This is a genomic window from Halomonas sp. M20 (genome assembly GCF_020622265.1).
In the GTDB taxonomy this organism is placed as follows: domain Bacteria; phylum Pseudomonadota; class Gammaproteobacteria; order Pseudomonadales; family Halomonadaceae; genus Modicisalibacter.
Genome location: NZ_JACNMQ010000002.1, coordinates 243,481 through 267,808 on the forward strand (window position 1 = coordinate 243,481; position 24,328 = coordinate 267,808).

The 24,328-nt window shown below is 58.4% G+C and carries 26 protein-coding genes; 7 read left to right on the plus strand and 19 right to left on the minus strand.

Annotated features, from left to right (window positions below; translation table 11 throughout):
* Positions 1-8: 8 nt before the first annotated feature.
* Entirely contained in the window at positions 9-704 is a 696-nt protein-coding gene (locus H7850_RS06750; RefSeq protein ID WP_227368760.1) for an MgtC/SapB family protein, read from the minus strand.
* A gap of 188 nt (positions 705-892) precedes the next feature.
* Between H7850_RS06750 and H7850_RS06755 the strand changes: the two genes are divergently transcribed.
* Positions 893-1,705 (plus strand): formate/nitrite transporter family protein, encoded by an 813-nt coding sequence (locus H7850_RS06755; protein ID WP_227368761.1) that lies wholly within the window; start codon positions 893-895, stop codon positions 1,703-1,705.
* A 90-nt stretch (positions 1,706-1,795) separates the two neighbouring features.
* Here H7850_RS06755 and H7850_RS06760 read toward each other — a convergent pair whose 3' ends face one another.
* Positions 1,796-3,505 (minus strand): 2-isopropylmalate synthase, encoded by a 1,710-nt coding sequence (locus tag H7850_RS06760; RefSeq protein ID WP_227368762.1) that lies wholly within the window; start codon positions 3,503-3,505, stop codon positions 1,796-1,798.
* Positions 3,506-3,764: 259 nt separating this feature from the next.
* Here H7850_RS06760 and H7850_RS06765 point away from each other — a divergent pair, with 259 nt between their 5' ends.
* The 4 genes from H7850_RS06765 (at position 3,765) to H7850_RS06780 (ending at position 6,071) form a co-directional block, all read left to right on the plus strand.
* Positions 3,765-4,250, plus strand: coding sequence for an Lrp/AsnC family transcriptional regulator (locus H7850_RS06765; RefSeq protein WP_227368763.1), 486 nt, complete (start codon positions 3,765-3,767; stop codon positions 4,248-4,250).
* A 47-nt stretch (positions 4,251-4,297) separates the two neighbouring features.
* Entirely contained in the window at positions 4,298-5,167 is an 870-nt protein-coding gene (nfo, locus tag H7850_RS06770; protein WP_227368764.1) for a deoxyribonuclease IV, read from the plus strand.
* A gap of 3 nt (positions 5,168-5,170) precedes the next feature.
* The gene (locus tag H7850_RS06775) at positions 5,171-5,464 is read left to right on the plus strand and encodes a hypothetical protein (RefSeq protein ID WP_227368765.1); all 294 of its coding nucleotides are present in this window, start codon (positions 5,171-5,173) and stop codon (positions 5,462-5,464) included.
* A gap of 184 nt (positions 5,465-5,648) precedes the next feature.
* On the plus strand, positions 5,649-6,071 hold the full coding sequence (locus H7850_RS06780) for an invasion associated locus B family protein (protein WP_227368766.1): 423 nt from the start codon (positions 5,649-5,651) through the stop codon (positions 6,069-6,071).
* A gap of 89 nt (positions 6,072-6,160) precedes the next feature.
* On the opposite strand, the gene pepN is transcribed toward H7850_RS06780, so the two are convergent.
* The 10 genes from pepN to H7850_RS06830 all read right to left on the minus strand — a co-directional run bounded on the left by pepN (position 6,161) and on the right by H7850_RS06830 (position 15,628).
* The gene (pepN, locus tag H7850_RS06785; protein ID WP_227369164.1) at positions 6,161-8,830 is read right to left on the minus strand and encodes an aminopeptidase N; all 2,670 of its coding nucleotides are present in this window, start codon (positions 8,828-8,830) and stop codon (positions 6,161-6,163) included.
* Positions 8,831-8,923: 93 nt separating this feature from the next.
* Positions 8,924-9,424, minus strand: coding sequence for a YbaN family protein (locus H7850_RS06790; RefSeq protein ID WP_227368767.1), 501 nt, complete (start codon positions 9,422-9,424; stop codon positions 8,924-8,926).
* Between the two features lie 54 nt (positions 9,425-9,478).
* Positions 9,479-9,964, minus strand: coding sequence for a YajQ family cyclic di-GMP-binding protein (locus H7850_RS06795; RefSeq protein ID WP_227368768.1), 486 nt, complete (start codon positions 9,962-9,964; stop codon positions 9,479-9,481).
* 74 nt (positions 9,965-10,038) lie between these two features.
* Positions 10,039-10,524: a GNAT family N-acetyltransferase gene (locus H7850_RS06800; RefSeq protein ID WP_227368769.1), complete on the minus strand. Its 486-nt coding sequence runs from the start codon at positions 10,522-10,524 to the stop codon at positions 10,039-10,041.
* A 135-nt stretch (positions 10,525-10,659) separates the two neighbouring features.
* Positions 10,660-11,538, minus strand: a complete 879-nt coding sequence (locus H7850_RS06805; RefSeq protein ID WP_227368770.1) for a glycine betaine ABC transporter substrate-binding protein — start codon at positions 11,536-11,538, stop codon at positions 10,660-10,662.
* A 54-nt stretch (positions 11,539-11,592) separates the two neighbouring features.
* Positions 11,593-12,390, minus strand: coding sequence for a DUF2797 domain-containing protein (locus tag H7850_RS06810; protein WP_227369165.1), 798 nt, complete (start codon positions 12,388-12,390; stop codon positions 11,593-11,595).
* Positions 12,391-12,416: 26 nt separating this feature from the next.
* Positions 12,417-12,677 carry a YeaC family protein gene (locus H7850_RS06815; RefSeq protein WP_227368771.1) on the minus strand — a complete coding sequence of 87 codons (261 nt, stop codon included), beginning with the start codon at positions 12,675-12,677 and terminating at the stop codon, positions 12,417-12,419.
* 20 nt (positions 12,678-12,697) lie between these two features.
* On the minus strand, positions 12,698-13,546 hold the full coding sequence (locus H7850_RS06820) for a rhomboid family intramembrane serine protease (protein WP_227368772.1): 849 nt from the start codon (positions 13,544-13,546) through the stop codon (positions 12,698-12,700).
* Positions 13,547-13,740: 194 nt separating this feature from the next.
* Entirely contained in the window at positions 13,741-14,739 is a 999-nt protein-coding gene (locus tag H7850_RS06825) for a metallophosphoesterase (protein WP_227368773.1), read from the minus strand.
* A gap of 7 nt (positions 14,740-14,746) precedes the next feature.
* On the minus strand, positions 14,747-15,628 hold the full coding sequence (locus H7850_RS06830; protein ID WP_227368774.1) for an NAD(+) kinase: 882 nt from the start codon (positions 15,626-15,628) through the stop codon (positions 14,747-14,749).
* Between the two features lie 153 nt (positions 15,629-15,781).
* On the opposite strand from H7850_RS06830, the gene H7850_RS06835 reads away from it, so the two are divergent.
* On the plus strand, positions 15,782-16,783 hold the full coding sequence (locus tag H7850_RS06835; protein WP_227368775.1) for a DUF1853 family protein: 1,002 nt from the start codon (positions 15,782-15,784) through the stop codon (positions 16,781-16,783).
* 9 nt (positions 16,784-16,792) lie between these two features.
* On the opposite strand, the gene H7850_RS06840 is transcribed toward H7850_RS06835, so the two are convergent.
* Entirely contained in the window at positions 16,793-17,674 is an 882-nt protein-coding gene (locus tag H7850_RS06840) for a carboxylate/amino acid/amine transporter (protein ID WP_227368776.1), read from the minus strand.
* 9 nt (positions 17,675-17,683) lie between these two features.
* Between H7850_RS06840 and H7850_RS06845 the strand changes: the two genes are divergently transcribed.
* Positions 17,684-18,163, plus strand: a complete 480-nt coding sequence (locus H7850_RS06845) for a DUF6314 family protein (protein ID WP_227368777.1) — start codon at positions 17,684-17,686, stop codon at positions 18,161-18,163.
* 95 nt (positions 18,164-18,258) lie between these two features.
* On the opposite strand, the gene H7850_RS06850 is transcribed toward H7850_RS06845, so the two are convergent.
* The 6 genes from H7850_RS06850 to H7850_RS06875 form a co-directional block, all read right to left on the minus strand.
* Positions 18,259-19,965 (minus strand): ABC transporter substrate-binding protein, encoded by a 1,707-nt coding sequence (locus H7850_RS06850; protein ID WP_227369166.1) that lies wholly within the window; start codon positions 19,963-19,965, stop codon positions 18,259-18,261.
* Between the two features lie 101 nt (positions 19,966-20,066).
* Positions 20,067-20,339, minus strand: coding sequence for a DUF2160 domain-containing protein (locus tag H7850_RS06855; protein ID WP_227368778.1), 273 nt, complete (start codon positions 20,337-20,339; stop codon positions 20,067-20,069).
* A 15-nt stretch (positions 20,340-20,354) separates the two neighbouring features.
* On the minus strand, positions 20,355-21,155 hold the full coding sequence (locus H7850_RS06860) for a carbohydrate ABC transporter permease (protein WP_227368779.1): 801 nt from the start codon (positions 21,153-21,155) through the stop codon (positions 20,355-20,357).
* Positions 21,156-21,163: 8 nt separating this feature from the next.
* A complete protein-coding gene (locus H7850_RS06865) occupies positions 21,164-22,027 on the minus strand; it encodes a carbohydrate ABC transporter permease (protein ID WP_227368780.1) in 864 nt (287 codons plus the stop codon).
* Positions 22,024-23,178, minus strand: a complete 1,155-nt coding sequence (locus H7850_RS06870) for an ABC transporter ATP-binding protein (protein WP_227368781.1) — start codon at positions 23,176-23,178, stop codon at positions 22,024-22,026. The genes H7850_RS06865 and H7850_RS06870 overlap by 4 nt, the downstream gene beginning before the upstream one ends.
* Positions 23,179-23,191: 13 nt before the next feature.
* Positions 23,192-24,280 (minus strand): ABC transporter ATP-binding protein, encoded by a 1,089-nt coding sequence (locus H7850_RS06875; RefSeq protein WP_227368782.1) that lies wholly within the window; start codon positions 24,278-24,280, stop codon positions 23,192-23,194.
* Between the last annotated feature and the right edge of the window lie 48 nt (positions 24,281-24,328).

Genomic DNA, 24,328 nt, shown 5'->3' on the forward strand with positions numbered 1-24,328 from the left:
CCCAGCTCTCATGTCGACGACACTAGCCGATATTCTTGAATGGTATTCGAATCACGCAGATAGGCTGCCAATCTCGCCAGATTCTGCTGGTGGTTGGTTTGCAATACCATATGGTAGCGATAGAGGGTGCCACGTTCACCCAGACTATAGCTCATTGATTTAATAGTGCATCCATGTTCGGTAATCATCTTACGTACCTTTGCCTCATCATCCACCGCCTCGATGGCATAGCACAGCATATGATCGGCAAATAACTTGCTCGGTAGACGATTTTCCACCCAGCGAAAGGTCGAGAGGGTCACCAGCGTTGCAATGGTCGCCACGACCGCGAGATAGAAAAAGCCGATACCAAACAGGATACCCAGTGCCGAAGTAACCCAGATCGACGCTGCCGTGGTCAGCCCGCGCACCGTCAGGCCTTCCTTGAAGATGACGCCAGCACCTAGAAACCCGATACCGGTCATGATGCCCTGAGCCATGCGAGTCGGATCGGTGCGTATCGCCGTCTCCGCCAGACTGCTGCCTGCCATCCATTCACCCTGGTGCACGGACACGAGCATCAGCATCGCCGATGCGCCGCACACCAGAGCATGGGTGCGAAACCCTGCAGGGCGTCCGTGATAGCTACGTTCAAGCCCAATCAGACTACCCGCCAGCCAGGCGGCACCCAGATTGAGCACAATCGCTAATGACACATCAGACATGACTCTTTCCTACATCAGTCAAGCGTATTTTCCTAAAGTGAAATTTCCAGAAAACATTGCCCAGAATTTGATTTTATGACCTTTTAAATATGCCTGATCCGTTGAATAAGCGATAAAATATTGCAGCACCTCACCCTATCGACCACAGTCAAGAGCACTTGCTTTTTCCATCGGAAGGAACCGCCCCTTTGTCCACGACCAATAAATCAAGTTCCAGCGTCTCGGATTCAGAGAACAATACCCGTCAAACCGAAGTAGCTGCCATACACAAGACGATTCGTACCCAAGGAGAAAAGGAGCTTGGCCGTACCGTTTCGGCGCTGCTGTGGTCGGCCATTGCCGCTGGCATGTCGATGAGCTTTTCGATGCTGGCCATCGGCTTGATCAAATCGCATCTTCCAGATAACGACATCGGCGTGTTGATCTCTTCCCTGGGATACGCCGTCGGCTTCATCGTCGTCATCCTGGCACACCAGCAGCTATTTACCGAAAACACCGTCACAGCGGTACTGCCTCTGGTGACCGAACCGGGGCTCTACAAGCTCTTCTACCTGCTGCGCTTATGGAGCGTGGTACTCATCGGCAATCTGATCGGCGTCGCGATCTCCGCCTATCTTCTTCTGGCCATGCCTTTGTTCGACAGCCAGACCCAGGAAGTTTTTATTGGCCTGGGAGAAAAGATCCTGAGCAACGATACCGGCCAGATGTTTGCCAAGGGCGCCATTGCCGGCTGGATGATTGCGACCATGGTGTGGCTGATTCCCGCCGCCGGGGATGCCAAGGTTTGGGTGATTCTGATCGTTACCTCGCTGATTGGTCTTGGCGGGTTCACACACATCATCGTGGGCTCCACGGAGGTGCTATATCTGGTTTTCGATGGCAAGGCCAGCATGAGCGATTACGTCTTCAAGTTTGCATTACCGACGCTACTCGGCAACGTAGTGGGCGGCACGTTCATTTTTGCATTGATCAGCCATGCCCAGGTTCGCAGCGACAACTGATCGAACTCGAGCGGCAGCGCTATATTTCAAAAAAATCGGCCGCCTTAAAGGCGGCCGTTGTCATTTGGCAGCATCAGTTTCCAACTTTCATCACGCGCTGGCTGCGCGTGTTTGCGCCTGAGACGCGCCGACCAATTCCATAGCGGCATCGCTGCGATTGATCGCCGAGAGCACCGCCTTGATGGAGGCGCTCACGGTGTCGCCATCCTCCGCCATGCCGCTGACTCTTGCCCCATCGATATTGAGCTGCACGAAAGCAATGGCCACGGCGTCGCTCCCTTCTCCCAGGGCGTGCTCGCCATAGTCCACCACGTTGACGCTCTGGCCGGTATGACGCTGCCAGGCATCCATGAATGCAGAAATGGCGCCATTACCCTGACCTTCGAGCGCAATGGCGTCGCCGCCCCGCATCAGCGTCGCCGTCAACTTCTCGGCGCCTTCCCGGTCCAGGCGATACCCCTTGAGGGTGAGCGGGGCATCTTGCATAAAGGTGTCGAGCAGAATATCCCGAATCATCTGACTCGACAGTTCGCCATTGGTCTTTTCGCTGGCGGCCTGGACATGAGGCGCCAGCTCCAGGGTCATCCAGCGCGGCAGACTGATGCCGAAATCCCGCTCAAGCAGGAAGGCCATGCCGCCCTTGCCGGACTGGCTGTTGACGCGGATCACCGCCTGATAGTCGCGCCCCAGATCCTTGGGATCGATGGGCAGATAAGCCACCTGCCACGCCTCGTCATCCTGCTGCTTGTGCAGGCACTTGCGAATGGCGTCCTGATGGCTGCCGGAAAAGGCGGTGTAGACCAGCTCGCCGATCCAAGGGTGGCGCGGATGCACCGTCAAGCCGGTGCATTCGGTACACACCTGGATGATCTCGTCCGGATTGGAAAGATCGAGCTTGGGATCGATGCCCTGACTGTAGAGATTCATTGCCAGGGTGACGATGTCCATGTTGCCGGTGCGCTCGCCGTTGCCCAGCAGCGTCCCTTCAACGCGATCGGCACCGGCAAGCAACCCTAGCTCCGCTGCCGCCGCAGCGCCGCCCCGATCATTGTGGGTGTGCAACGAAATGATCGCGCTCTCGCGATTCTTGAGATGAGTGATGAAGTACTCGATCTGATCGGCGAAATGATTGACCGGCCCCACTTCGACCGTGGCCGGCAGATTGAGGATGCAGGGCTTTTCCGGCGTCGGCTGCCAGACGTCCATCACTGCCTCGCAGATCTCCACGGCGAAGTCCAGCTCGGTACTGGTGAAGCTTTCCGGGGAATACTGGAAGGTCCAGTGGGTATCCGGGTAGCGCGCGGCATGCTCCTGCACCCAGCGCGCGCCCTGCTCGGCGATACCGATGATGCCCTCACGCTCCTGCTCGAAGACCCGCTCACGCTGTACCTTGGAGGTAGAGTTGTAGACGTGAACGATGGCGCGCTTGGCGCCTTCCAGGGCGGCAAAGGTCTTCTCGATCAAGTGCTCACGTGCCTGCACCAGCACCTGGACGTTCACGCCCTCGGGAATCTGGTCTTCCTCGATCAGCCAGCGCACGAAGTCGTAGTCGTGCTGACTGGCCGCAGGAAAGCCGATCTCGATCTCCGTCAAACCGACCTTGATCAGCAACGCCCACAATCGCTTCTTCTGCTCCACGCTCATCGGCTCGAGTAGCGCCTGGTTACCGTCGCGCAGATCGACGCTGGCCCAGTAGGGCGCCTGGGTCAAGGTGCGGGAAGGCCACTGGCGATTGGTGAGCGGTACCGGCTCCGCCGGTGCGTATTTGCGATGATCGAAAGCAGTGGAAACAGAAGCCATGAGTCGTGTCCTTGCCGGAGTCTGAGGCCGGATGTCAGCTTGTGCCGGCGAATGTATGAGCGTGTGTTAGACCTTGTGAGTCTAGCGCCGGCAGCGGCTCTTGTGGAGCCGCTGCCGGCACAACGAGATTATCGTGGTAACGATAGTGACTAGATTACGCCATTTTAATGCGTAGTGGATTGCGAAATAGGATGATATTTCAGCCTTCAATGGCATAAAATAGCGCGAATTAGCAAATTAGCGATATGGAACTCCCCTTTTGCCAAAAAACGAGCCCCCTGCTGCGCTAGATCGTTATGATCGTCACATCCTCGACGTGCTACAGCGCGAAGGGCGCATCAGCAACCAGGAACTGGCGGAGCGCATCGGACTTTCGCCCTCCCCTTGTTTGCGCCGGGTTCGCGCACTGGAGGAAAACGGGCTGATTACCGGCTATCGCGCTCTGGTGGACGCGAAGCGCCTTGGCTACAGCCTGATGGTGTTATTGCACATCTCCATGGATCGCCATACGCCAGAGCGCTTCGCCAACTTCGAAAAGGAGATAGACGCCCTGCCCCAGGTACTGGAATGCCTGCTGATTACCGGTCAGGAAGCCGACTATCAGCTCAAGGTGGTGGTGCGGGACATGGACGACTATCAGGATCTGTTGCTCAATCGCATCACCCGCATCGAAGGGGTCAGCGGCGTACATTCGAGCTTCGTGCTGCGCCAGGTGATTGATCACCCGCCGGCGCCGACGGCTTGAGTCAAATGCTTTACCATACCTCGATAGTCATTTAGTCACGAGTTCCCATGAAATATATCGGTGCCCATGTCAGTGCCGCCGGTGGTGTCGACCAGGCGGTCATTCGTGCCCATGAGCTAGGCGCCAATGCCTTTGCGCTGTTCACCAAGAACCAGCGCCAATGGGTAGGCAAGCCATTGACGGACGAAGCCATCGAGGCGTTTAAGACCGCCTGCGAGCAATACGGATTCGCGCCGGAGCAGATCCTTCCCCACGACAGCTATCTGATCAACCTCGGCCATCCCGACCCCGAAGGCTTGAGGAAGTCCCGGGCGGCCTTCCTTGATGAATTTCAGCGCTGCGAACGTTTAGGGCTTACCCTGCTCAACTTTCATCCGGGCAGCCACCTGCGCAAGATTTCCGAAAGCGAATGCCTTTCACGCATCGCCGAATCGATCAACGAGGTGCTTACCCATACCCGCGGCGTCACCGCGGTGATCGAGAACACCGCCGGTCAGGGCACGAATCTGGGGCACCGCTTCGAGCATCTGGCGGAGATCATCGAGCAGGTCGACGACAAGACCCGGGTCGGCGTATGCATCGACACCTGCCACGCCTTCGCCGCGGGTTACGAGTTGCGCAGCGCCGAGGCCTGCACCGCCATGCTGGATGCATTCGATACCGTGGTGGGCATGAAGTATCTACGCGGCATGCACTTGAACGATGCCAAGAGCGCCTTTGCCAGCCGGGTCGATCGTCATCACAGCCTGGGGCAAGGCAATATCGGCCTCGACGCCTTCACCGCGCTGATGCGCGATACGCGGACCGATGGCATTCCATTGATACTGGAAACCATTGAGCCGGCTATCTGGTCGCAGGAAATAAGCTGGCTGCGCGGCCAACAACATTCCGACACCCTGGACTCACTGCACGGATGATTTATGCAAACTGACGGTTTTTTCAACTGGCTCGGCGAGAGTATTGGTGAAGCAATCCGTGCGATCGTCGACCTGCTTTCAGGCTTCTTCGCCGGCATCGGAGTCGCCATTTACGAGTTCGTCGAGGGGCTATCCGGTTCCTTGGGCGTCAACACATCGCTGTTCAACATGGTCGTCTTGGTCATCGGCCTACTGCTGCTCATCAAGGGCATCAGCAGTTTCGTAGGCCGCTCCATCATTGGTGGCGTGATTTGGACAGTGGCGGGCCTGCTGGTGCTGAGCTGGCTAATGGCATGATGAAAACCTACACCCTCCCATGACGAACTCCATTCGGTCACGTAAAGTAGCGGAGTGGATCACAACCAGGACGACATATCCTATGCTTTCTCGTTTCAAATTACGGCTTGGACTTTTCGCGCTACTGCTCTGTGGCGGGCTCTTGCCACAGGCCTTTGCACAACAAGGACAGGCGGCTCCGAACATGAGCGTCGAAAACTTCCAGGATTGGGAAGTGCGCTGCCCCCAGGGTGGCGGCAATGCAGAACTCTGTTCAATGATGCAGCTGGTCGACAACCCCAAAGGCGGTCAACCCATCATGCAGGTCATCATGGCCTACCCCAAGGAGCTGGATGCACCGGCGATGGCGTTCATCCTGCCGCTTGGCACCCGTCTGGCACCGGGTCTGCAGCTTGTCGTCGACAACGGCGAACCGATCAAATTCCCCTATCAGATGTGCCAGGAGCAAGGCTGTCGTGCTGATATTCCTGTTACCGAAACCCTGCTACAGCAAATGCGCAACGGCACCAGAGCTACCGTCAGCATCATGGGGCCTCGAGGTGAACGCCTTGACCTGCCGGTATCGCTGCAAGGTTTTACCGCCGCCAATGACCGCATCGCTCCCTGAACATCTCATCAAACAGCGTAAACAGAACGGGCCGCTCACTTGAGCGGCCCGTTCTGTTTACCCAGCCATTAAGCTAGCCAGCTTTCGCATCAGCCGGCTAGGGCTTTTTCCACCACCTCATAGACGTTCGGCGAGAGATCCTCGGCGCGGATACGCTCGAGCTGCGCCTTCATCAGTTCTTGGCGCTCTTCATCGAAACGTTGCCAGCGAGTCAGCGGCGTAATGATGCGCGCGGCGATCTCCGGGTTGAGCTTATTGAGCTCGATCACTACGTCCGCCAGCAACTTGTACCCTTCCCCGTCCAGGCGATGGAAGTTGACACGGTTCTGGCCGACGAAGGTGCCGATCAGCGCCCGTACCCGGTTGGGGTTCTTGAGGGAAAAGGCCGGGTGCGACATCAGGTATTTTACCCGGTCCAGTGCATCGGATTGCGGCCGGGTGACCTGCAGGCTGAACCACTGATCCATGACCAGCGGATCCTGGGCCCACTTTTCGCCGAAGGCGCGCAGTGCCGGATCGGCGATATCGCCCCGGGAGCTGTGCACCAGTAGGGTCAAGGCGGCCCGCACGTCGGTCATGTTGTGATCCGCCTCGAACTGCTGCTGGGCCAGGGCAACGCCCTGCTCGTCCTCGATGCTCATCAGATAGGAGAGCGCCACGTTCTTGAGACTGCGCTGGGCAATCTGTTCAGCATTGGGAACGTACTCCGCCTTGGACTGATTGGCTTGATAGATCGCCAGAAACTCGTCCCGCAATGCATAAGCGAGTGACTGCTTGACGAAGCTACGGGCAGCATGGATAGCATCCACGTCCACCACCGGCTGCTGCTCGGCGATATAGGCTTCGGACGGTAGCGTGAGCATTTCCGCCAGTACCGCCTTGTCTTCTGTCGGGGTGGTCAGCAGGCTGCGAAAAGCGTCGATGACTCGCGAATCCATGACCTTTTCCACCCCGTTGCGATGGGCTGCGATCAGGTCGTCGAGTGCCAGCATGGCCAGACGCTGGCCTGCATCCCAGCGATTGAAACCGTCGATATCGTGCATGAGCAGAAATGCCAGATCATCGCGCCCATAGGGAAAGCGCAGCTTGGCCGGCGCGGAAAACCCTCGCAGCAATGACGGAATCGGCGCCTCTTCGAGCCCGGTAAAGACAAACGTCTGCTCTTCTTCCCGCAAATGCAGTACGCCGCCCTTGTCCAGATTCGCCTGATCCTCCAAATCCTCCAGCGTCAGTCTCAGATCCTCACCGGATTTGGTACCCACAAGGCCGACCTTCACAGGAATGTGCAGCGGCTGCTTGTTGGGCTGATCCGCCGTTGCCGGGGTGCGCTGGCGCAGGGTCAGACGATACTCACCCTTGGCATAGTCGTATTCACCAATGGCATCGATCTCCGGCGTACCGGCCTGGGAATACCAGCGCATGAACTGATCGAGATCAAGCCCGGAGACCTCTGCCATGCAGCCGACGAAATCCTCGATGGTCACCGCCTGGCCGTCGAAGCGCTCGAAATAGAGATCCGACCCCTCGCGAAAAGTTTCCCATCCCAGCAGATGGCGCAGCATGCGCACGATCTCCGAGCCTTTCTCGTAGATGGTCAGGGTGTAGAAGTTGGTGATCTCGATGTAGTGATCCGGGCGCACCGGGTGCGCGGTCGGGCCGGAATCCTCCGCAAACTGCGCGGTACGCAGGAAGGAGACGTCCTGAATGCGCTTGACCGGCGCCGAGTTCATCTCCGCGGTGAAGCTTTGATCGCGAAAGACGGTAAAGCCCTCTTTCAGCGACAGCTGGAACCAGTCGCGACAGGTGACCCGGTTGCCGGACCAGTTGTGGAAATACTCGTGGGCCACGACCCCTTCCACTCGCTGAAAGGCGGCGTCCGTGGCGGTCTGGGGATGGGTCAGCACCGCGGCGCTGTTGAAGATATTGAGACCCTTGTTCTCCATGGCCCCCATGTTGAAATCATCCACGGCGACGATCATGAAGCGGTCGAGGTCGTACTCCCGGCCATAGGTCTCTTCATCCCACTTCATCGATGCCTTCAGCGAGCGCATGGCGTGCTCGGTCTTGTCCAGGTTCTGCGGCTCGACCCAGATCTGCAGCAATACCTCACGACCACTCATGGTGGTGAAACGATCCTCGATGTTCTCGAGCTGTCCCGCTACCAGCGCAAACAGGTAGCTGGGTTTGGGATGAGGGTCTTCCCAGGTGACGAAATGCTTGCCGTTCGGCAGGTCGCCCCGCTCCACCGGGTTGCCGTTGGACAACAGCACCGGCAACTGCTCGCGATTGCCGATCACCGTGGTGGAAAAGGTTGCCATGACGTCCGGGCGATCCGGGTAGAAGGTGATGCGGCGGAAACCTTCCGCCTCGCACTGGGTACAGAACATGCCGTTGGAGACATAGAGCCCTTGCAGGGCGGTATTGGAAGCGGGATCGATGACCACCTCGGTCTCCAGCCGCATCCGCTCCGGCGGGTTGTCGATGGTCAGGGATTTTTCATCGAGCCGGTACTCGCCTTCCTGAAGCTCCTGGCCATCGATGGCAATGCGCTGCAAGGAGAGCCTTTCACCATTGAGGGTCAGCGAACGTTCTGGCTCACTATCCGGATGACGTTCGAGATTCAGCACGGCCGTGACGCGCGTATTCGATGGATCGAGTTCAAACTTGAGCTCGGTATGGGTCACTCGAAACGCGGGCGGCCGGTAGTCACTCAGATAGGTGGGTTGTGGTTTCGCATTCGTCGGTGCTGCTTGCGACATGGTCATCAACTGAAACTCCTGAATCGAATTGCCGATCATTGTACGCCTCGGGTGTCCTGGGCCTCAAAGAGGCTACAGCCCTGAAAGCAGTAGTCAGCGACTCGAGCGTTGGGTGGACAGACGATCACGACGGGATGTCTGGTCATCGGTAGTAGAGGCTTTTTCAGACAAGAGGGATTCTGACGAGGCAGATTCTGGCGAAGCGGGTGCCTCGGCATTGGCGACGTCCGTGGGCTCCGGCCGAGTGGCAAGCCATACGCCTATCAAGGCAAGCCCGGGAATCAGAGTCGCCTGCAACCATCGGGATTCGACGCTCAGGACGATCATCAGCATCGATAGCGCCAGCATGGCGCAGGCAAGATACTTGGCCTGACGCGAGATGGCGCCCTCATTTTCCCAGCTGACGATCGGAGGGCCAAAGCGGGGGTGGCAACGAATCCAGCGGGCGAATCGAGGAGACCCCTTGGACGCCAACCAGAGCGCCAACAGCATGAATACCGTCGTCGGCATCAGTGGCAGAAAGGCGCCAATGATACCCAGACCAAAGCTGATGCCCGCCAGGCTCGTATAAAGCGCGCGTCTCAGCGTCGACATGCAGGTCTCCCGATAAGATGAAGCCCCCGGCCGGTGAGGCTCCGTCACCTCATTCTAGTCGCGAAAATTATTGAACTGCAGCGGCATATCGATGGATTTATCGTTTTTCAGCAGCATCATGGTCTCTTGCAGATCGTCGCGCTTCTTGCCGGTAACCCGCACTTTTTCGCCCTGAATCTGGGCCTGCACCTTGAGCTTGGCATCCTTGATCGCCTTGACGATCTTCTTGGCCAATGGCTGATCGATGCCCTGGCGCAGTACTAGCTGCTGACGGGCCCGCACCCCGCTGCTATCCGCGTCCTTTTCTTCCAGGCAGCTTACATCGATGCCTCGGGCGATCAAACGCCCCTTTAGGATATCGATCATCTGGCGCAGCTGAAAATCCGCATCCGCCTCCAGGTTCACGTTCTCGCCTTCCTCACTGAAGCTTGCGGTAACACCGCGAAAATCGAACCGGGTCGCAAGCTCCCGATTGGCCTGATCCACCGCATTGGTCACTTCGTGCTTGTCGAGTTCAGAGACGATATCGAAAGAAGGCATGAAAACTCCGCAACATTCATGGAAAGCATCATGCTAGCCCAAGCGATCATGGTTCGCATCCTCGATCTGACGAGCTAGCCCGCTACAACGAGGCCTACCGCATCCTCTGGTTCCAATACCTTATCCATCTGCCAGGCAGCGCAGCCATCGCTGTAGTAGTCGTCCAGCCAACGCCGGGGCAGAAAACCAAGCCGACGGTAGAGTCCGATTGCCCGACGATTGTCCGCACGCACCTCGAGAATCAGTTTTTGCAGCGCACGCTCTCTGCTTTCCTGTTCGAGCCGTTCTGCAATCCGCCGGCCGATACCCTTCCCCCGGGCTTCTGGGTGAACGCAAAAGGAGTAAAGCCGAGCGCTGCGGCTGTTGCGTCGAAAAAGCAGTGTTCCATAGCCAAGCAGGCGGCCGCTTTTATTCTCGACAACCCAGGTAGTGGCATGAGCGCGGGTGAGCAAATGGGTGAGCTGCCGACGGTTGAAGCGATCTCCCTCGAAGGACTCGAGTTCCAGCCGACAAAGGGCATCGAGATCATCGGGACAGGCCGGGCGAAGCGATGGTGACACGGTGGAACTCATCTTTCGGCAGACGGAATTGACGCGAGCATTTTGGGGGGTGTTTCGAGGTTTGTCATCGGGTTGGAGCGACTCGACACACACCAGGCCGAGTCGCATCCCAAGACTATCTGTTGAAGAGTACACTCAATTCGCGCTGTCACCGGCCTGCAGCCAGCCATCCACCAGCTCGCGGTTCTCTTCGATCCACTGCCGGGCGCCTTCGGCCGGGTCGCCGGTTTTCTCGATGATCGCCATCAAACCACCCAAGGAGTCGTCGTCCATTTCCCAGGCGTTGAGTACCGCGGTCAACCAGGGATCGTCTTCCGCGAACCCCTTGCGCGAGAACCAGTAAATGGCCTCTTCCTCGGCGCCGTAGACGTTCTCCGGGTCGTCGAGATACTTGAGATCGTATTCGGCAAAGGCCCAGTGCGGATTCCACAGAGTCACTACCATGGGTTCCTGGCGTTTGTAGGCGTCCTTGAACGCCGCCATCATGGCGACCTCGGAACTGCTGAGCTGACGCATCGGCAGATCGTAGGTCTCGATGGCATCCTCGGTGGCGGTGGAAATCGTCGAGCCTGGATCGATGCCGACGATGGTCGGGCGGCCCTGATAGTCAAAATCCCCGACTTTTTCGGCAAGTTCGGAAATCGAATCGATATCCACATAGGCGGGCACCACCAATCCCAGCCCCGGGCCGTCGTACCAGGATTCGTGAACGGTCAGTTGATCCTCGTGGGGCTCGATGTACTCCTTGTCGGTGGTGGGCAGCCAGGTTTCCAGGGAGATGTCCATGTCGCCGTTGGCGATACCGCTGAAGGCTACGCTCTTGCCGACGTTGGTGATGTCCACTTGGTAATTGTAGGGCGCCTTCTCCAGCACGAGCTTCCACATGTTGGCCGCGGCGATGTTCTCGGCCCAATTGAGGGTGGCGATATCGACCTGCTTCTGTTCCTGAGCCTGGGCGCCCAGCGCTGTCGCAGCCACTCCTGCGGCAAGTAGTATTCTTGCTATTCCTGGCATTGTCACACCTCCTTGATGATTGCCCGCTCAACATACCACGCTAGAAGGGCAAGACTACTGGACGCTCACTTCATAGCCGGAGAACTTGCGCAGATTGATGACGCCGGTATCGAGCATCACATATTGTCCTTTCAACCCGAGCAACGTGCCGGAAACATCGGGATTCTTGTCGAAGTTGTGGGATACCACCTTGGTCGGCGATTGAAGCACCGGGTACTCGAAGCTCATCGGTTCGGCGTCGAGAAGGCGCAGAAAATCTTCACCGAAGCGTTCGCGCAGGTTGGCAAGCCCACTGGACAGCGACTCAAGCAAACGGTCGCGCTCCGCGCGCAGGTCCATGGGCGCCACCTCGCCCTTGAGCATGGCGCGCCAGTTGGTGCGATCGGCGACCAGTTCCTTGAACAGCACCTCGACGAAACCGGACTGCTGGCGGGTATCGACCTCGAGGATCGGCAGCGCCTGGATCGCCCCTTGATCCAGCCAGCGGGTCGGCATCTGGGTCTTGCGAGTGATACCCACCTTGAGCCCCGAGGAGTTGGCCAGATAGATGACATGGGGCTGAAAGCAGTGGCGCTCGCCCCACTCGGGCTCCCGACAGGTACCGGCGAAATAGTGGCAAAGCTCCGGCTTGACGATGCAAGTATCGCACTGGGCCAGGCGCTTGAAACAAGGGTAGCAATGGCCCTGGGCAAAGCTCTTGCGGATGGGACGACCGCAGTGGGTACAGGCGATGGCCCCGGTATGTCTCAAATGCAACGTTTCACCGAGGCGCGCATTGAGACCAAGACGCTGCTCGCCGGCGCGCAGCGTATACTGGGCCGGCTGATCATTGTCACCCGGCGTGATGTCCATCTTGCTCAAGCAGCCGCTGAGCGCAATCAGTTCACCCACGTGATGCTATCCTCACTGTCATTCTTGTCGCTGCCACAACCGCTACTGCCGAGATACCCGACCCGTTCGTTCTCCGGTACATTGTGTTCGGCTTCGTAGCGCATCACGGCTTCCAGACACAGCTCGGTCTGCTCTTCGCTGAGTCGACGCCCGTCGGGCCACTTGCGCAGGGACACCGCCTGTTTGAGGCTTTCATAAATGGTTGGTGTCATCTGCTGAATCATGCGCTCGAAGGTCATGTCGCTCATCGTCTGCTCCACAAGAATTGTCACGAAATGCGGCGGGCGCGGCTGCTGGCCAGCCATCCCATTATCAGGCCGCTAATGAGTCCGCCCAGATGGGCCTCGTTGGCAACGTTGCCAAAGCCGATGGGTTCGGCAAAATCCGTCATGGTAAAGACCATCCAGCCCAGCATGAATACCACCAGCATCTGGGGCACGAAAAAACCGCTTTTCGGCGCTCGCCAGGCCATGAGCCAGACATAGCCGAGCAGCGCATAATCAACCCCGGACATACCGCCAAACAAGACAGTGCCCGTGGCGTACTGGGCCAGGTTCGAGATCAATGCGCTGATAATTACCACGCCCAGCAGACGCCACGCCCCCTGCAGCGCTTCGATCTGACGGCCGAAATACCACAGCCACAGCATGTTGAAGATCAGATGCGTCCAGCCGAAGTGCAAAAATGCCGGTGAGACCAGGCGCCAGATCTGTCCCGAGGACAGGGTATCGCCAAGAGTACCGACGCTAAGCTGGTTCCCTACTACACCAAGGGGGGTAATTGTCATGGCCGCGATGACCAGATCACCAAGGATGGCCATCAATCCAAACACCGCCAGGCACACCAGGATCAGACCCGCTGCCAAAGGCGCTTCGGCCAGTATTCCTTGGCGCCAACCTCGCGGCCCGGAACGCTGCTCGGCATTCAGGGTCAATGACTCGCCCCGTTTCCAGCGCTCGATGAGTTGCATCAGATCCTCCTGCTGACGAGGATCGGCTAGCCATAGTACCTGGGCATCATTCTCTTCGGTAAAACGATGGCCGATACGCTGGGCCCAGAGCGCCTTGCGAAGCGCTCGGGTATCGGTGTCCCGGGGCAGCATCAGCACCTTATGCATCGGTTCGCCCTCTTCTTGTCGGTACGCTCAGCATAGGATTCGACGCGGCCAGTATCCCACACAATAAAAAGTCCGGCGGGGAGAACCGCCGGACAACGAGCAAGGAATCATTCAAGGGAACACCTATTGAGACGACAGTCGGCAGTACAAGTTTCCATCATCAAGAAAAATTCGCGTAATGAATTGTAAGGCTTCTAATCGAAGTCGATTTCCCGAGGCTGGACCCTGGCCTGCTCATCTCGTGGCACCCGTACCCAGACGAACTTGTCGGCACTCAATGCCTGCTCCCCGTCCCAGCGATAGGCCACGAGGCGCCCGAACTTCACGGCACTGTAATCCACGCAGGCGATATTGGGCGCCGGCAATGCCGGCACCCCTTCACACCAGTAGTGGCCGATGAAAAGCGGCGGTTCTTCAGGACCATAGTATGCCAGACGTGCCTGTTCCCGTTCTGACAAAGAGCGCTCTTCGAGATCTCCCGGCAGGTTGTCTGGCTGAAAAATGACATCGCCGTAGGTGCGCGGGGCCTGGGCCCAGAAGTGAGCGCGAAAGGTGCGCCGGGTAAAGCCATCCCCGGAGTGAATCTTGATGCCTTCCGGCAATCGGATATGGGTACCTCGAGTCAAACGCTCCAGTACTTGAAAGGCAAAACTCTCCGGTGTCGCCGAATCATCGAGAAACGCCTCATCGATGCGGGCGTCTGGATAATGAGCCAGAAACTGATTGATAAGCGGTGTGTCCCAGCAGGCATGCACTACTCTCAAGCCATCCCGTTCGAGCAGCAAGGGTATTTCCATGAACCAGGCCAGGGTCTCCTCCCATTCTCCGGGATGGTCGCGATACTGCTCGAGGGTTTCCTGAATGACCCGGTTATGGCGTGGGGTGTGTTCCCGTAGCCATTCACAACTCAGGTCTGGCGGGCATCGACGGCTGTAGGCCAGGGCATTGATCTCGTGGTTGCCCATGACGATGAACGCTTCTCCCGCCTCGACCATGTTACGCACGATGGATACCGCCAGACGGATACGGGGCCCCCGGTCGATGAGATCCCCAAGAAAGATGGCCTTGCGCCGGGGATGCCGATAGGTACCTTCATCATTGTGATAACCCAGCTTTTCGAGCAATGCCGCCAGGGTCGCGCCACAGCCGTGCACATCACCTATCAGATCGTAGCCATCGACATTGTCGATCATGGACGTATCACTCTCCGAGCCGGCTACTCCAGCCCAGTTTGCTGCGACAGATTTCGAAATAGTTGTGTCCTCGCGGATGAATCAGCATGAGTTTATGCGGTTTGCGACGCACGTGGACGATATCGCCCGGGGTCGAGACCACCCGGGTCTGACCATCGCAGCTAACGTGGGGATAGGTTTCGTTGGTCTCGCCGATGTGCACCACGATCTCGCTGGCCGCATCCACCACGATAGGGCGACTCGATAGCGTATGGGGAAACATCGGCACCAAGGTGATGGCATCGAGTTTGGGATGTACGATAGGCCCGCCGCCGGACAAGGCGTAAGCAGTGGAGCCCGTCGGCGTTGCGATGATCAACCCATCCGAGCGCTGGCTGTAGACGAATTGACCGTCGACGAACAGCTCGAACTCGATCATGCGTACCGCCTTGCCCGGATGGATTACCACGTCGTTCAGACTCTCCCCGGTACCCACCAGCTCATCCCTGCGAAAGACCTCGGTATCCAGCAAGAAACGCTCTTCGATCATGTAGTCGCCCGCCAGCACCTCGCCTACACGCTCTTCCACCTCGTCCGGCGAGATATCAGTCAGAAACCCCAGGCGCCCCCGATTGATACCCAACACCGGCGTACCGCTTCGACACAGCGCCCGTCCCGCGCCCAGCATGCTGCCATCGCCGCCTACCACGATCACCAGATCGCAGATATCGCCCAAGAGGTGCGTGCCAGCTTCCTGCTGTCCATGATCGAGCAGTACCGTGGCGGTGCGCTCTTCAATGATGACGTGATAGTGCGCAGCGTTGAGAAACCGCACCAGGCGTTTGAGCGTCTCGACCACTTTGGCACTGCCAAGACGCCCGATCAGACCGATATTCTTGAAGGATGCCATGGGCGCTCCGTTACCCCGTCGAGAAGCGCCATTATGCGGGCTCAGGGGAATACGGGGCAAACCCGTCACGACCCTGACTACGTCATGCAATGTTTGAAATGCATCCGCCGCTTGCGCACACTGCAAACTTGGCCTTCCACCGATGCTCCGCCGATGTCCTCGCTACCGCTCACTTCCCAGGACGCCACCATTGCCGACCTGGCCGGGCGACGGCATCCATTGGTCAGGGACCTTGCCTGGCTGCTGCACGCACCGGATATACTGACAACACCGGCTGCCGGACGCCCCTCGTTGCAGGAGCTAGGGCTCGAAGACCCTCAGCGGCGCCGTGCCTGGCTAAATGCCTTCGAACAAAAGCCCCAGACGATCGAGGCTCAGGTGGGGCCGAGCCTGGTCAACCGCCTGGGCCACTATCATGAAAAACTCTGGCACTTCCTGCTGGACCATGCCCCGGGTACGCAGCTGTTGGCGCACAATCTGACCATCCGCGATGGCACTAGGCGTACTCTTGGCGAGCTCGATCTGCTGTATCGCCATGGCAGCGATAGCCAACCGGTGCATCTGGAACTGGCGATCAAATACTATCTCGGCTTGCCACAAGGCCCCTATGCCGAGAATAGCCAGACACGCTGGATAGGCCCGGGCTGCGCCGACTCCTTGGCCATCAAGCGCCAGCACAGCCTCGATCATCAGCTGCCCTTGGCCTCTCGGCCCGAGGCCGCGGACATGCTGGCACCCTTCGGCGCTCCGCCTCTCACGTCTCGTTTGGCGTTGCTTGGCGTGCTGTTTCGTCCCTGGCCCTGCGAAACCCAGCTACCCGCGCCTTGGGAGATCGCACCCGAGGCACTTTTCGGTGACTGGCTTGCCCTTTCCCGCTGGCCCGAGTTTTGCAACTCGCTCAACGACAAAAGCGCCATTCGCGGCGCCTTTCTCGATAAACCGCACTGGCTGGCGCCACCCGTCGATACCGACTTGATCGAACTAAACCGGCTGAACGAAATGCTGGAACAGCATTTCGTTCAGCGTCGATCGCCTCGGCAACTGATACTCAAGCATTCTGACGGTCGCTGGCAGCGTCTGTTCATCGTTCCTGATGACTGGCCTCATCGGATTCCGCTCCCGCCTTTTTCTACACCGGGAACGAACACCCCCTGATCACCGGGCTCACGCAACGGTGGTCGAGTGGCGCTGCTTTCGGCGCCTTGCCCACCATTCGTTGACCAGCAAGGCCAGGAGAATGATCGCACCGCCCAAGGCCAGGCGCACAAGGTCCGCATCCCGGTTCCAGATCAGCAGATTGACCAGCAGCCCGGCAGGAATCAGCGCGTTGTTCATGATGGCAAGCGCTCCTGCATCGACCTGAGTCGCCCCCTTGTTCCACAGGAAATAGCCGAGCCCCGAAGCGGCCAGTCCCAGCCAGCCCAGCACACCCCATTGCACGCCCGTGGTGGGTAGCTTCTCGGTAGAGCCGAAGATGGTGAAGGCAATGATTACCAGCGCCAGCGCCCCCAGGTAGAACCAGCCGAACACGCTGCGCTGAGGAATATCCTGCGGCAGGCTATTGGCAAGATGCCGATAGGCAACCTGACCGCTGGCGAAACATAGATTGGCACCTTGCACGACTAAAAATCCAAGCCAGAAATCGCTACTGATACCCTCGTAACGAATCACTGCAGCCCCCAGTACGGCAATGGCGGCAGTAAGCAGATAGAATGGCGAGAAGCGCTTGTCCATGGCGTCATCGAGTAACGTCACATAGAGCGGCGTGAAGATGGTGAAGAGCAGCACCTCGGGGACCGACAACAGCAAAAAGGATTGGTAAAAGAAGATGTACATCAAGCCCAGCTGAACCGCCCCGATGCACATCATGGCAATCTTCATGCCGTTGGAAAGCGCCGAAGGCCGCAGGAACGGCAAGAACAGAAGACTCGCGAGTGCGATACGCACCAATACCGCAAAATAACTATCGACCTGGCCAGCAAGATAAGCGCCGATCAGGGAGAACGAGAAGGCCCATAGGGCCGTGACACCAATCAGGTAGGACATGAGCGATCCGTGAATAAACCAATTGAGCCGGCTATCTTAGCGCTACGCAAACGGCTTCTGTCAACTTCAAGAGTATGTTTTAGTTCACAACCCCAAGCGGGTTCGCTAAGTGGCTGGGCCGGCCGAGGCAATGGAACGGTCGTCGCTAAGATGCACGCCGACAATAGCCTGACGTTCCTCGAAAGCGGCCGCTTTCGGCCGGAGGGAGCGGCCGAGTCGATTGCCTTTCACAATGTCTTTCGCTGGACGCCTCAGGCGGACACCATCGTCTTGAGCCACGAGCGGCGCGGCATTGATGCGGCGGTATGGTTATTCGATCTGGTGACTGCCGATCACGAACAGGGTTGCGATCTCATTTCCCGTGAGGCGCATCTGTGCGGTAACGACCGCTATCAGGCGCGTTTGACCTTCATGGCCCAGGGCTTCGATCTCGAATGGACCATTCAGGGCCCGCGAAAGGACGAACATCTTCATTATCGGTATCGGTAACAGAAAGCGCTGAATAAACTTCCCTCTGACAAAAACCGATGGCGCCCGCAGGCGCCATCGTCGTTTCTTGCTCAAACTATCTTCAAGCGGTGCTATCAACCTTCCTCCCAGGACTTGACCAACTCGTCATAGGGCACGGTCTTGCCCTGGGGCTTCTCGTTGTCGAGCTTGGCCTTCGGCGCGCCCGGCTGATCGAGCCAGTACTGGGGGTCGCGCTCCTCGTTGAGCTTGGGTCCGCACTCTTCCTGCACCTTGGCGCGCTCCAGGCGTTCCATCATGCGGTCCTGAGCCTCAGCCAGACCGTCGAGGGCTTCCTGGGCGCTGGATTCGCCACTTGCTGCGCGGGAAACATACTGCCACCAAAGCTGAGCCAGCTTCGGGTAGTCCGGCACGTTGGTGCCGGTCGGCGACCACTGCAGACGCGCCGGGCTGCGATAGAACTCGACCAGGCCGCCCAGCCTGGGCGCGGCTTCGGTCATGGCCTCGGACTGAATGTCCGATTCGCGAATCGGCGTCAATCCCACCAGGGTCTTCTTAAGCGACACGGTCTTGGCGGTAACGAACTGGGCATAGAGCCAGGCCGCCATGCGATTCTCTTGGGGAGTGGAATCGAAGAAGGTCCAGGAACCCACGTCCTGATAGCCCTTCTTCATGCCATCTTCCCAATACGGCCCTACCGGCGACGGTGCCATGCGCCACTTGGGCGTGCCGTCCTCGTTGACCACCGGCAGACCTTCCTTGGTCATGTCTGCGGTAAAGGCGGTGTACCAGAAGATCTGCTGGGCGATGTTGCCCTGGGCGGGCACCGGGCCGGACTCGGAGAAGGTCATGCCCTGGGCGGCGGGAGGTGCATAGGCCTTTAGCCAATCGACGTACTTCTGGGTGGCGTACACTGCTGCCGGGCCATTGGCAGCGCCACCGCGGGATACGCTGGAGCCCACAGGGTGACACTCATCGACGCGAATCCCCCACTCATCCACTGGCAGTCCGTTGGGAATCCCCTTGTCGCCGGCGCCCGCCATGGAGAACCAGGCGTCGGTGAAGCGCCAGCCAAGCGACGGGTCCTTCTTGCCATAGTCCATATGACCATAGATGCGCTTGCCATCGATCTCCTTGACGTCGTTGCTGAAGAAGTCGGCAATATCTTCATAGGCGGACCAGTTGACCGGCACCCCCAGCTCATAACCGTACTTCTCCTCGAACTGCTGCTTGAGTTCCGGGTCGTCGAACCAGTCGGCGCGAAACCAGTAGAGGTTGGCAAACTGCTGATCCGGCAGCTGATAGACCTTGCCATCAGGGCCAGTGGTGAAGGACAAGCCGATGAAATCGTCCAGATCCAGGGTCGGCGAGGTGAATTCGGCGCCGTCACCCTCCATCATGTCCGAGATCGGCACCACCTTGCCGTAACGGGAGTGCGTGCCGATCAGATCCGAGTCGTTGACGTAGCCATCGTAGATGTTGCGCCCGGACTGCATCTGGGTCTGCAGCTTCTCGATGACGTCGCCCTCCTGAATCAGATCGTGATTGACCCTGATACCCGTGATCTCGGTGAAGGCCTTGGCCAGCACGTCCGATTCATACTGATGGGTGGTCAGGGTTTCCGAAGCGACATTGATTTCCTTGCCCCGTAGGGATTCCGCCGCATCGATGAACCACTGCATCTCCTTCATCTGCTCTTCCGGCGTAAGCGTAGAGGTATCGAATTCCTGCTCGATCCAGCGCTTGGCGGCATCCTGGTACTGATCGGCAAACGCCAGGCCAGGTGTTGCTATCAGGCCTGCCAGACTCATGGCCATGGCCATACGGGTCAGTCGCGGAGCATAGGTGATATGAGACATAGCAACCTCGTTGTTGTGTGGTGTTGTGCTCTAGTGAGATCGATGACACTTCAGCCAGTGATGCATTACCCCCATTTCAGGATGATAAAGAGCCCCGCCACGCTGGCTAGCGTGGCGATCCATAGCGGCCAGACGGTCAGCGCAAGCAGCAGCAAGTGTAGATATCCGGCGCCCAGCAGGCTGATGAACAGTCGATCCCCCCGGGTCGTCGAGATCGGCAGAAACCCCTTGCGCTGATGTCCCGGCGATACCGTCTGCCAGATCGTCATCGCGGTCAGAATCAAGGCGATGGCGATGAAGAAACTTGCTGTCGGTAATGTCCACGCCATCCATTCCATATGCTGTCTCTCCGGTTAAACACGTCCCAAGGCAAAGCCCTTGGCCACGTGGTTGCGCACGAAATAGATCACCGCGATACCCGGCAGCAAGGCCACGACCCCGGCGGCGGCGAGTACTCCCCAGTCGATCCCTGAGGCAGAGACGGTGCGGGTCATCTGCGCCACGATCGGCTTGGCATCTACCGCCGTGAGCGTTCGCGCCAGCAGTAGCTCGACCCAAGAGAACATGAAGCAGAAGAAGGCGGTGACCCCGATACCCGGGCGAATCATCGGAATGAAGATACGCACGAAGAAGCGCGGAAAGCTGTAGCCGTCGATGTAGGCCGTCTCGTCGATCTCCTTGGGCACGCTGGACATGAAGCCCTCGAGAATCCACACCGCCAGGGGCACGTTGAACAGACAGTGGGCCAGGGCCACGGCGATGGTGGTATCGAACAGGCCCACGGAGGAGTAGAGCTGAAAGAACGGCAGCAGAAACACCGCCGGCGGTGCCATGCGATTGGTCAACAGCCAGAAGAACATATGCTTGTCGCCGAGGAAGCGATAGCGCGAGAACGCATAGGCCGCGGGCAGTGCCACCGCCAGTGAAAGGACCATGTTCATCGACACGTAGCTGAGTGAATTGAGATAGCTCATGTACCAGCTCGGGTCGGTAAAGATCACCCGGTAATTGTCCAGTGTCGCATCCACCGGCCACAGGGACAGCGACCCTAGAATCTCTCGATTCGACTTCAACGACATGTTGACCAGCCAGTAGATCGGTACCAGCACGAACAGCAGGTAGACGAACAGCACGATCAGCTTTCTTGTTTTCATGATGCGCCTCAGTTCTTGTCGTCGGCGTGGGTCATGGCGGTATAGAACAACCAGGTTACCAGCAGGATGATCAGGAAGTAGATCAGCGAGAACGCCGCGGCACGGCCGATATCGAATTGGCCCACCGCCATCTGGGTCAGGGTCTGACTGAGAAAGGTGGTAGTGGTGCCGGGCCCGCCACCGGTCAATACGAAGGGCTCGGTATAGATCATGAAGCTATCCATGAAGCGCAGCATCACGGCGATCAACAGCACGTTCTTGAGCTTGGGCAGCTGAATATAGCGGAACACCGCCCAGTGCGATGCGCGATCGATGCGTGCCGCCTGATAGTAGACATCCGGGATCGAACGCAGTCCGGAATAGCACAGCAGCGCCACTAGCGAGGTCCAGTGCCAAACGTCCATGATCAACACCGTAACCCAGGCATCCACGGTATTGGAGGCGTAGTTGTAGTCGATGCCGAGATTGTGCAGCAATCGACCATAGAGGCCGATGTCGCCACGTCCGATGATCTGCCAGATGGTGCCCACGACATTCCAGGGGATCAGCAGCGGCAACGAGAGCAGGATCAAGCAGATCGGTACGCCGATGCCGCGGCGTGGCATGGACAAAGCCACGATGATGCCTAACGGGATCTCGATTGCCAGGATGCTGAAGGAGAACGCAAACTGGCGCAGCAACGCATCCAGCAGACGTTCGTCGCGCAGGATTTCCCGGTACCATTCGGTGCCCACAAAAAAGCGGGTACTCGGGTCGAAGATATCCTGAACCGAGTAGTTGACCACCGTCATCATCGGGATGATGGCGCTGAAAGCAACAAGCACGAATACCGGCAGCACCAGCCACCAGGCCTTGTTGTTGTGTACTTTCATTGCGGCTCTCCCACCAGGCCATCTCCACTGGCGTCATCCACACCTGCCGTCTCCACCTCGACCAAGATGTCATCGGCGTAGAACCGTGTCCAAGACTCGGGAAACAACAGACCGACCTCACCGCTCGGCACCGCACGGTCCTCTTCAATGCGTGCCTTGATGAACAAGGGTTTGTCACCCCCTACAAGCCGCAGATCAAGAATCTTGTAGGTACCCAGATCTTGTACCAGATCGATCCTGGCACGCAGATGCGCTTGCTCGGGCGCTACCAGTTGCACGAACTCGGGGCGGATGCCCAGCCTGAGCGATCGGGAGGAGTGCCCCGCCAGGGCGTCACGTACGGCCGGAGCCAGCGGCAAGTCGACGCCGGCTACGCGCACGCCCGTCTCGCTCGACGTTGCCTCGAGCAGGTTCATGCCGGGGCTACCGATGAAGTAACCGACGAAGGTGTGGGCAGGGTTCTCGAACAGCTCTCGGGGCGTACCGAACTGCACGATCTGGCCGTCGTACATGACCGCGATCTTATCGGCGAAGGTGGAGGCCTCGAGTTGATCGTGGGTCACGTAGACCATGGTGATGTTGAAGCGCTCGTGAATCTGCTTGAGCTTGCGGCGCAGACGCCATTTGAGCTGCGGATCGATTACCGTCAGCGGCTCGTCGAACAGGATCGCCGCCACGTCGTCCCGCACCAGGCCACGGCCCATAGAGACCTTCTGCTTCTCGTCCGCGGTCAGGTTGCGCGCCTTGCGATGCAGCAGATCTTCGATCTCCAGGGACTCGGCCACCTCCCGAACCCGCTCCTTGATCTTGCCCGACGGCTGACGCTGATTGCGTAGTGGAAACGCCAGGTTGTCATACACCGTCATGGTGTCGTAGATCACCGGAAACTGGAAAACCTGAGCAATGTTGCGCTGTTGCGGCGTCAGGCCATTGACCGACTGCCCGTCGTACAACACCTTACCCTCGGAGGGTTCGAGCAGCCCGGAGATGATATTCAGCAGGGTACTCTTGCCACAGCCGGAAGGCCCCAGCAACGCATAGGCGCCGCCCTGCTCCCAAACGTGCTCCATACGGCGCAGTGCGTAATCCTCGGGCCCGTGAGGGTTGGCCTGATAACTATGGGCCAGCTGCTCAAGACGAATTTCCGCCATGGTGTCTTTTCACTCATGCTTGTTTTTGGATTTGGCCGGGCGCATGAACCAGATCGCCGTGCTTATCGAAAATGAACAGCTTGTGACTGGGCGCATGGACGCGAACCTCATCATCCACTTGGAACTCGTGGATACCGCTCAGATGCAGCACCAGATCGAAGGCGTCACTGCTTACGTGCAAAAAAGTCTCGGAACCACTGATCTCGGCAACGCCAACGACCATCCGGAACGACAGGTCATCCTCTCTCTTCCGATTCAAACCCAGATGACTGGGCCGAACACCCAGGCGATAACGCCCTGGCTTCAGCTGTGCCAAGGGCGGTGGAATCGCGAAGGTCGAGCGATCGATAATCAACTCGCTATTGCGTAGTTCGACATCCATCAAATTGATAGGCGGCTCGCCGAACAGCGACGCCGCTTCGACGGTTTCGGGGTGATGGTAGACATGATCGCTGGGGCCGCTCTGCAGGATTCGGCCTTCATGGATCAGCGTCGTGGTATCGCCAAGGGCCAGGGCCTCGCCGGGCTCGGTGGTCGCATAGACAGCAATGGTGTTGCGCGCATGAAACAGCTTGCGCATCTCCAGCCGCAGCTCCTCGCGCAGCTTATAGTCAAGATTGACCAGAGGCTCATCGAACAGCACCAGATCGGCCTCCTTGACCAGCGCGCGGGCCATGGCGGTGCGCTGCTGCTGTCCACCGGAAAGCTCCTGGGGGTAGCGTCCCAGCAGATGCTCGATACGCAGCATACCGGCGATCTCCTCAACCCGGCGTCGGATCTCCTGCTTGGGCACCTTGGCCAGCTTGAGCGGCGAGGCAATATTGTCGAAGACAGTCAGTGTCGGGTAGTTGATGAACTGCTGATAGACCATCGACACATTGCGCTGCCGCACCGATACGCCGGTCATGTCACGACCGTTGAGCAGCACTCTACCGCGACTCGGGGCATCCAGCCCTGCCACCAGGCGCATCAAGGAGGTCTTGCCCGATAAGGTATGCCCCAGCAACACATTGAAAGTGCCGGACTCTAGGGTCAGATTGGCATCGATGATGTGCTTCTCACCGCTTACGGTTCGCTCGATATGCTCAAGTGACAGGGCCATGAATTATTATTTTCCCTTCGGATTAGCACATCAAAAGATCATGGGCGA

Bases quoted from the DNA above. Each gene is read 5' to 3' on its own strand.
- H7850_RS06760 (WP_227368762.1), bottom strand. From the start codon at position 3,505: ATGGCTTCTGTTTCCACTGCTTTCGATCATCGCAAATACGCACCGGCG.
- nfo (WP_227368764.1), top strand. From the start codon at position 4,298: ATGAAATATATCGGTGCCCATGTCAGTGCCGCCGGTGGTGTCGACCAG.
- H7850_RS06820 (WP_227368772.1), bottom strand. From the start codon at position 13,546: ATGCATAAGGTGCTGATGCTGCCCCGGGACACCGATACCCGAGCGCTT.
- H7850_RS06865 (WP_227368780.1), bottom strand. From the start codon at position 22,027: ATGAAAGTACACAACAACAAGGCCTGGTGGCTGGTGCTGCCGGTATTC.
- H7850_RS06780 (WP_227368766.1), top strand. From the start codon at position 5,649: ATGAGCGTCGAAAACTTCCAGGATTGGGAAGTGCGCTGCCCCCAGGGT.
- H7850_RS06855 (WP_227368778.1), bottom strand. From the start codon at position 20,339: ATGGAATGGATGGCGTGGACATTACCGACAGCAAGTTTCTTCATCGCC.
- H7850_RS06830 (WP_227368774.1), bottom strand. From the start codon at position 15,628: ATGGCATCCTTCAAGAATATCGGTCTGATCGGGCGTCTTGGCAGTGCC.
- H7850_RS06775 (WP_227368765.1), top strand. From the start codon at position 5,171: ATGCAAACTGACGGTTTTTTCAACTGGCTCGGCGAGAGTATTGGTGAA.
- H7850_RS06875 (WP_227368782.1), bottom strand. From the start codon at position 24,280: ATGGCCCTGTCACTTGAGCATATCGAGCGAACCGTAAGCGGTGAGAAG.
- H7850_RS06850 (WP_227369166.1), bottom strand. From the start codon at position 19,965: ATGGCCATGGCCATGAGTCTGGCAGGCCTGATAGCAACACCTGGCCTG.
- H7850_RS06840 (WP_227368776.1), bottom strand. From the start codon at position 17,674: ATGTCCTACCTGATTGGTGTCACGGCCCTATGGGCCTTCTCGTTCTCC.
- H7850_RS06825 (WP_227368773.1), bottom strand. From the start codon at position 14,739: ATGATCGACAATGTCGATGGCTACGATCTGATAGGTGATGTGCACGGC.
- H7850_RS06810 (WP_227369165.1), bottom strand. From the start codon at position 12,390: ATGGACATCACGCCGGGTGACAATGATCAGCCGGCCCAGTATACGCTG.
- H7850_RS06870 (WP_227368781.1), bottom strand. From the start codon at position 23,178: ATGGCGGAAATTCGTCTTGAGCAGCTGGCCCATAGTTATCAGGCCAAC.
- pepN (WP_227369164.1), bottom strand. From the start codon at position 8,830: ATGTCGCAAGCAGCACCGACGAATGCGAAACCACAACCCACCTATCTG.
- H7850_RS06795 (WP_227368768.1), bottom strand. From the start codon at position 9,964: ATGCCTTCTTTCGATATCGTCTCTGAACTCGACAAGCACGAAGTGACC.
- H7850_RS06750 (WP_227368760.1), bottom strand. From the start codon at position 704: ATGTCTGATGTGTCATTAGCGATTGTGCTCAATCTGGGTGCCGCCTGG.
- H7850_RS06815 (WP_227368771.1), bottom strand. From the start codon at position 12,677: ATGAGCGACATGACCTTCGAGCGCATGATTCAGCAGATGACACCAACC.
- H7850_RS06835 (WP_227368775.1), top strand. From the start codon at position 15,782: ATGTCCTCGCTACCGCTCACTTCCCAGGACGCCACCATTGCCGACCTG.
- H7850_RS06860 (WP_227368779.1), bottom strand. From the start codon at position 21,155: ATGAAAACAAGAAAGCTGATCGTGCTGTTCGTCTACCTGCTGTTCGTG.
- H7850_RS06805 (WP_227368770.1), bottom strand. From the start codon at position 11,538: ATGCCAGGAATAGCAAGAATACTACTTGCCGCAGGAGTGGCTGCGACA.
- H7850_RS06790 (WP_227368767.1), bottom strand. From the start codon at position 9,424: ATGTCGACGCTGAGACGCGCGCTTTATACGAGCCTGGCGGGCATCAGC.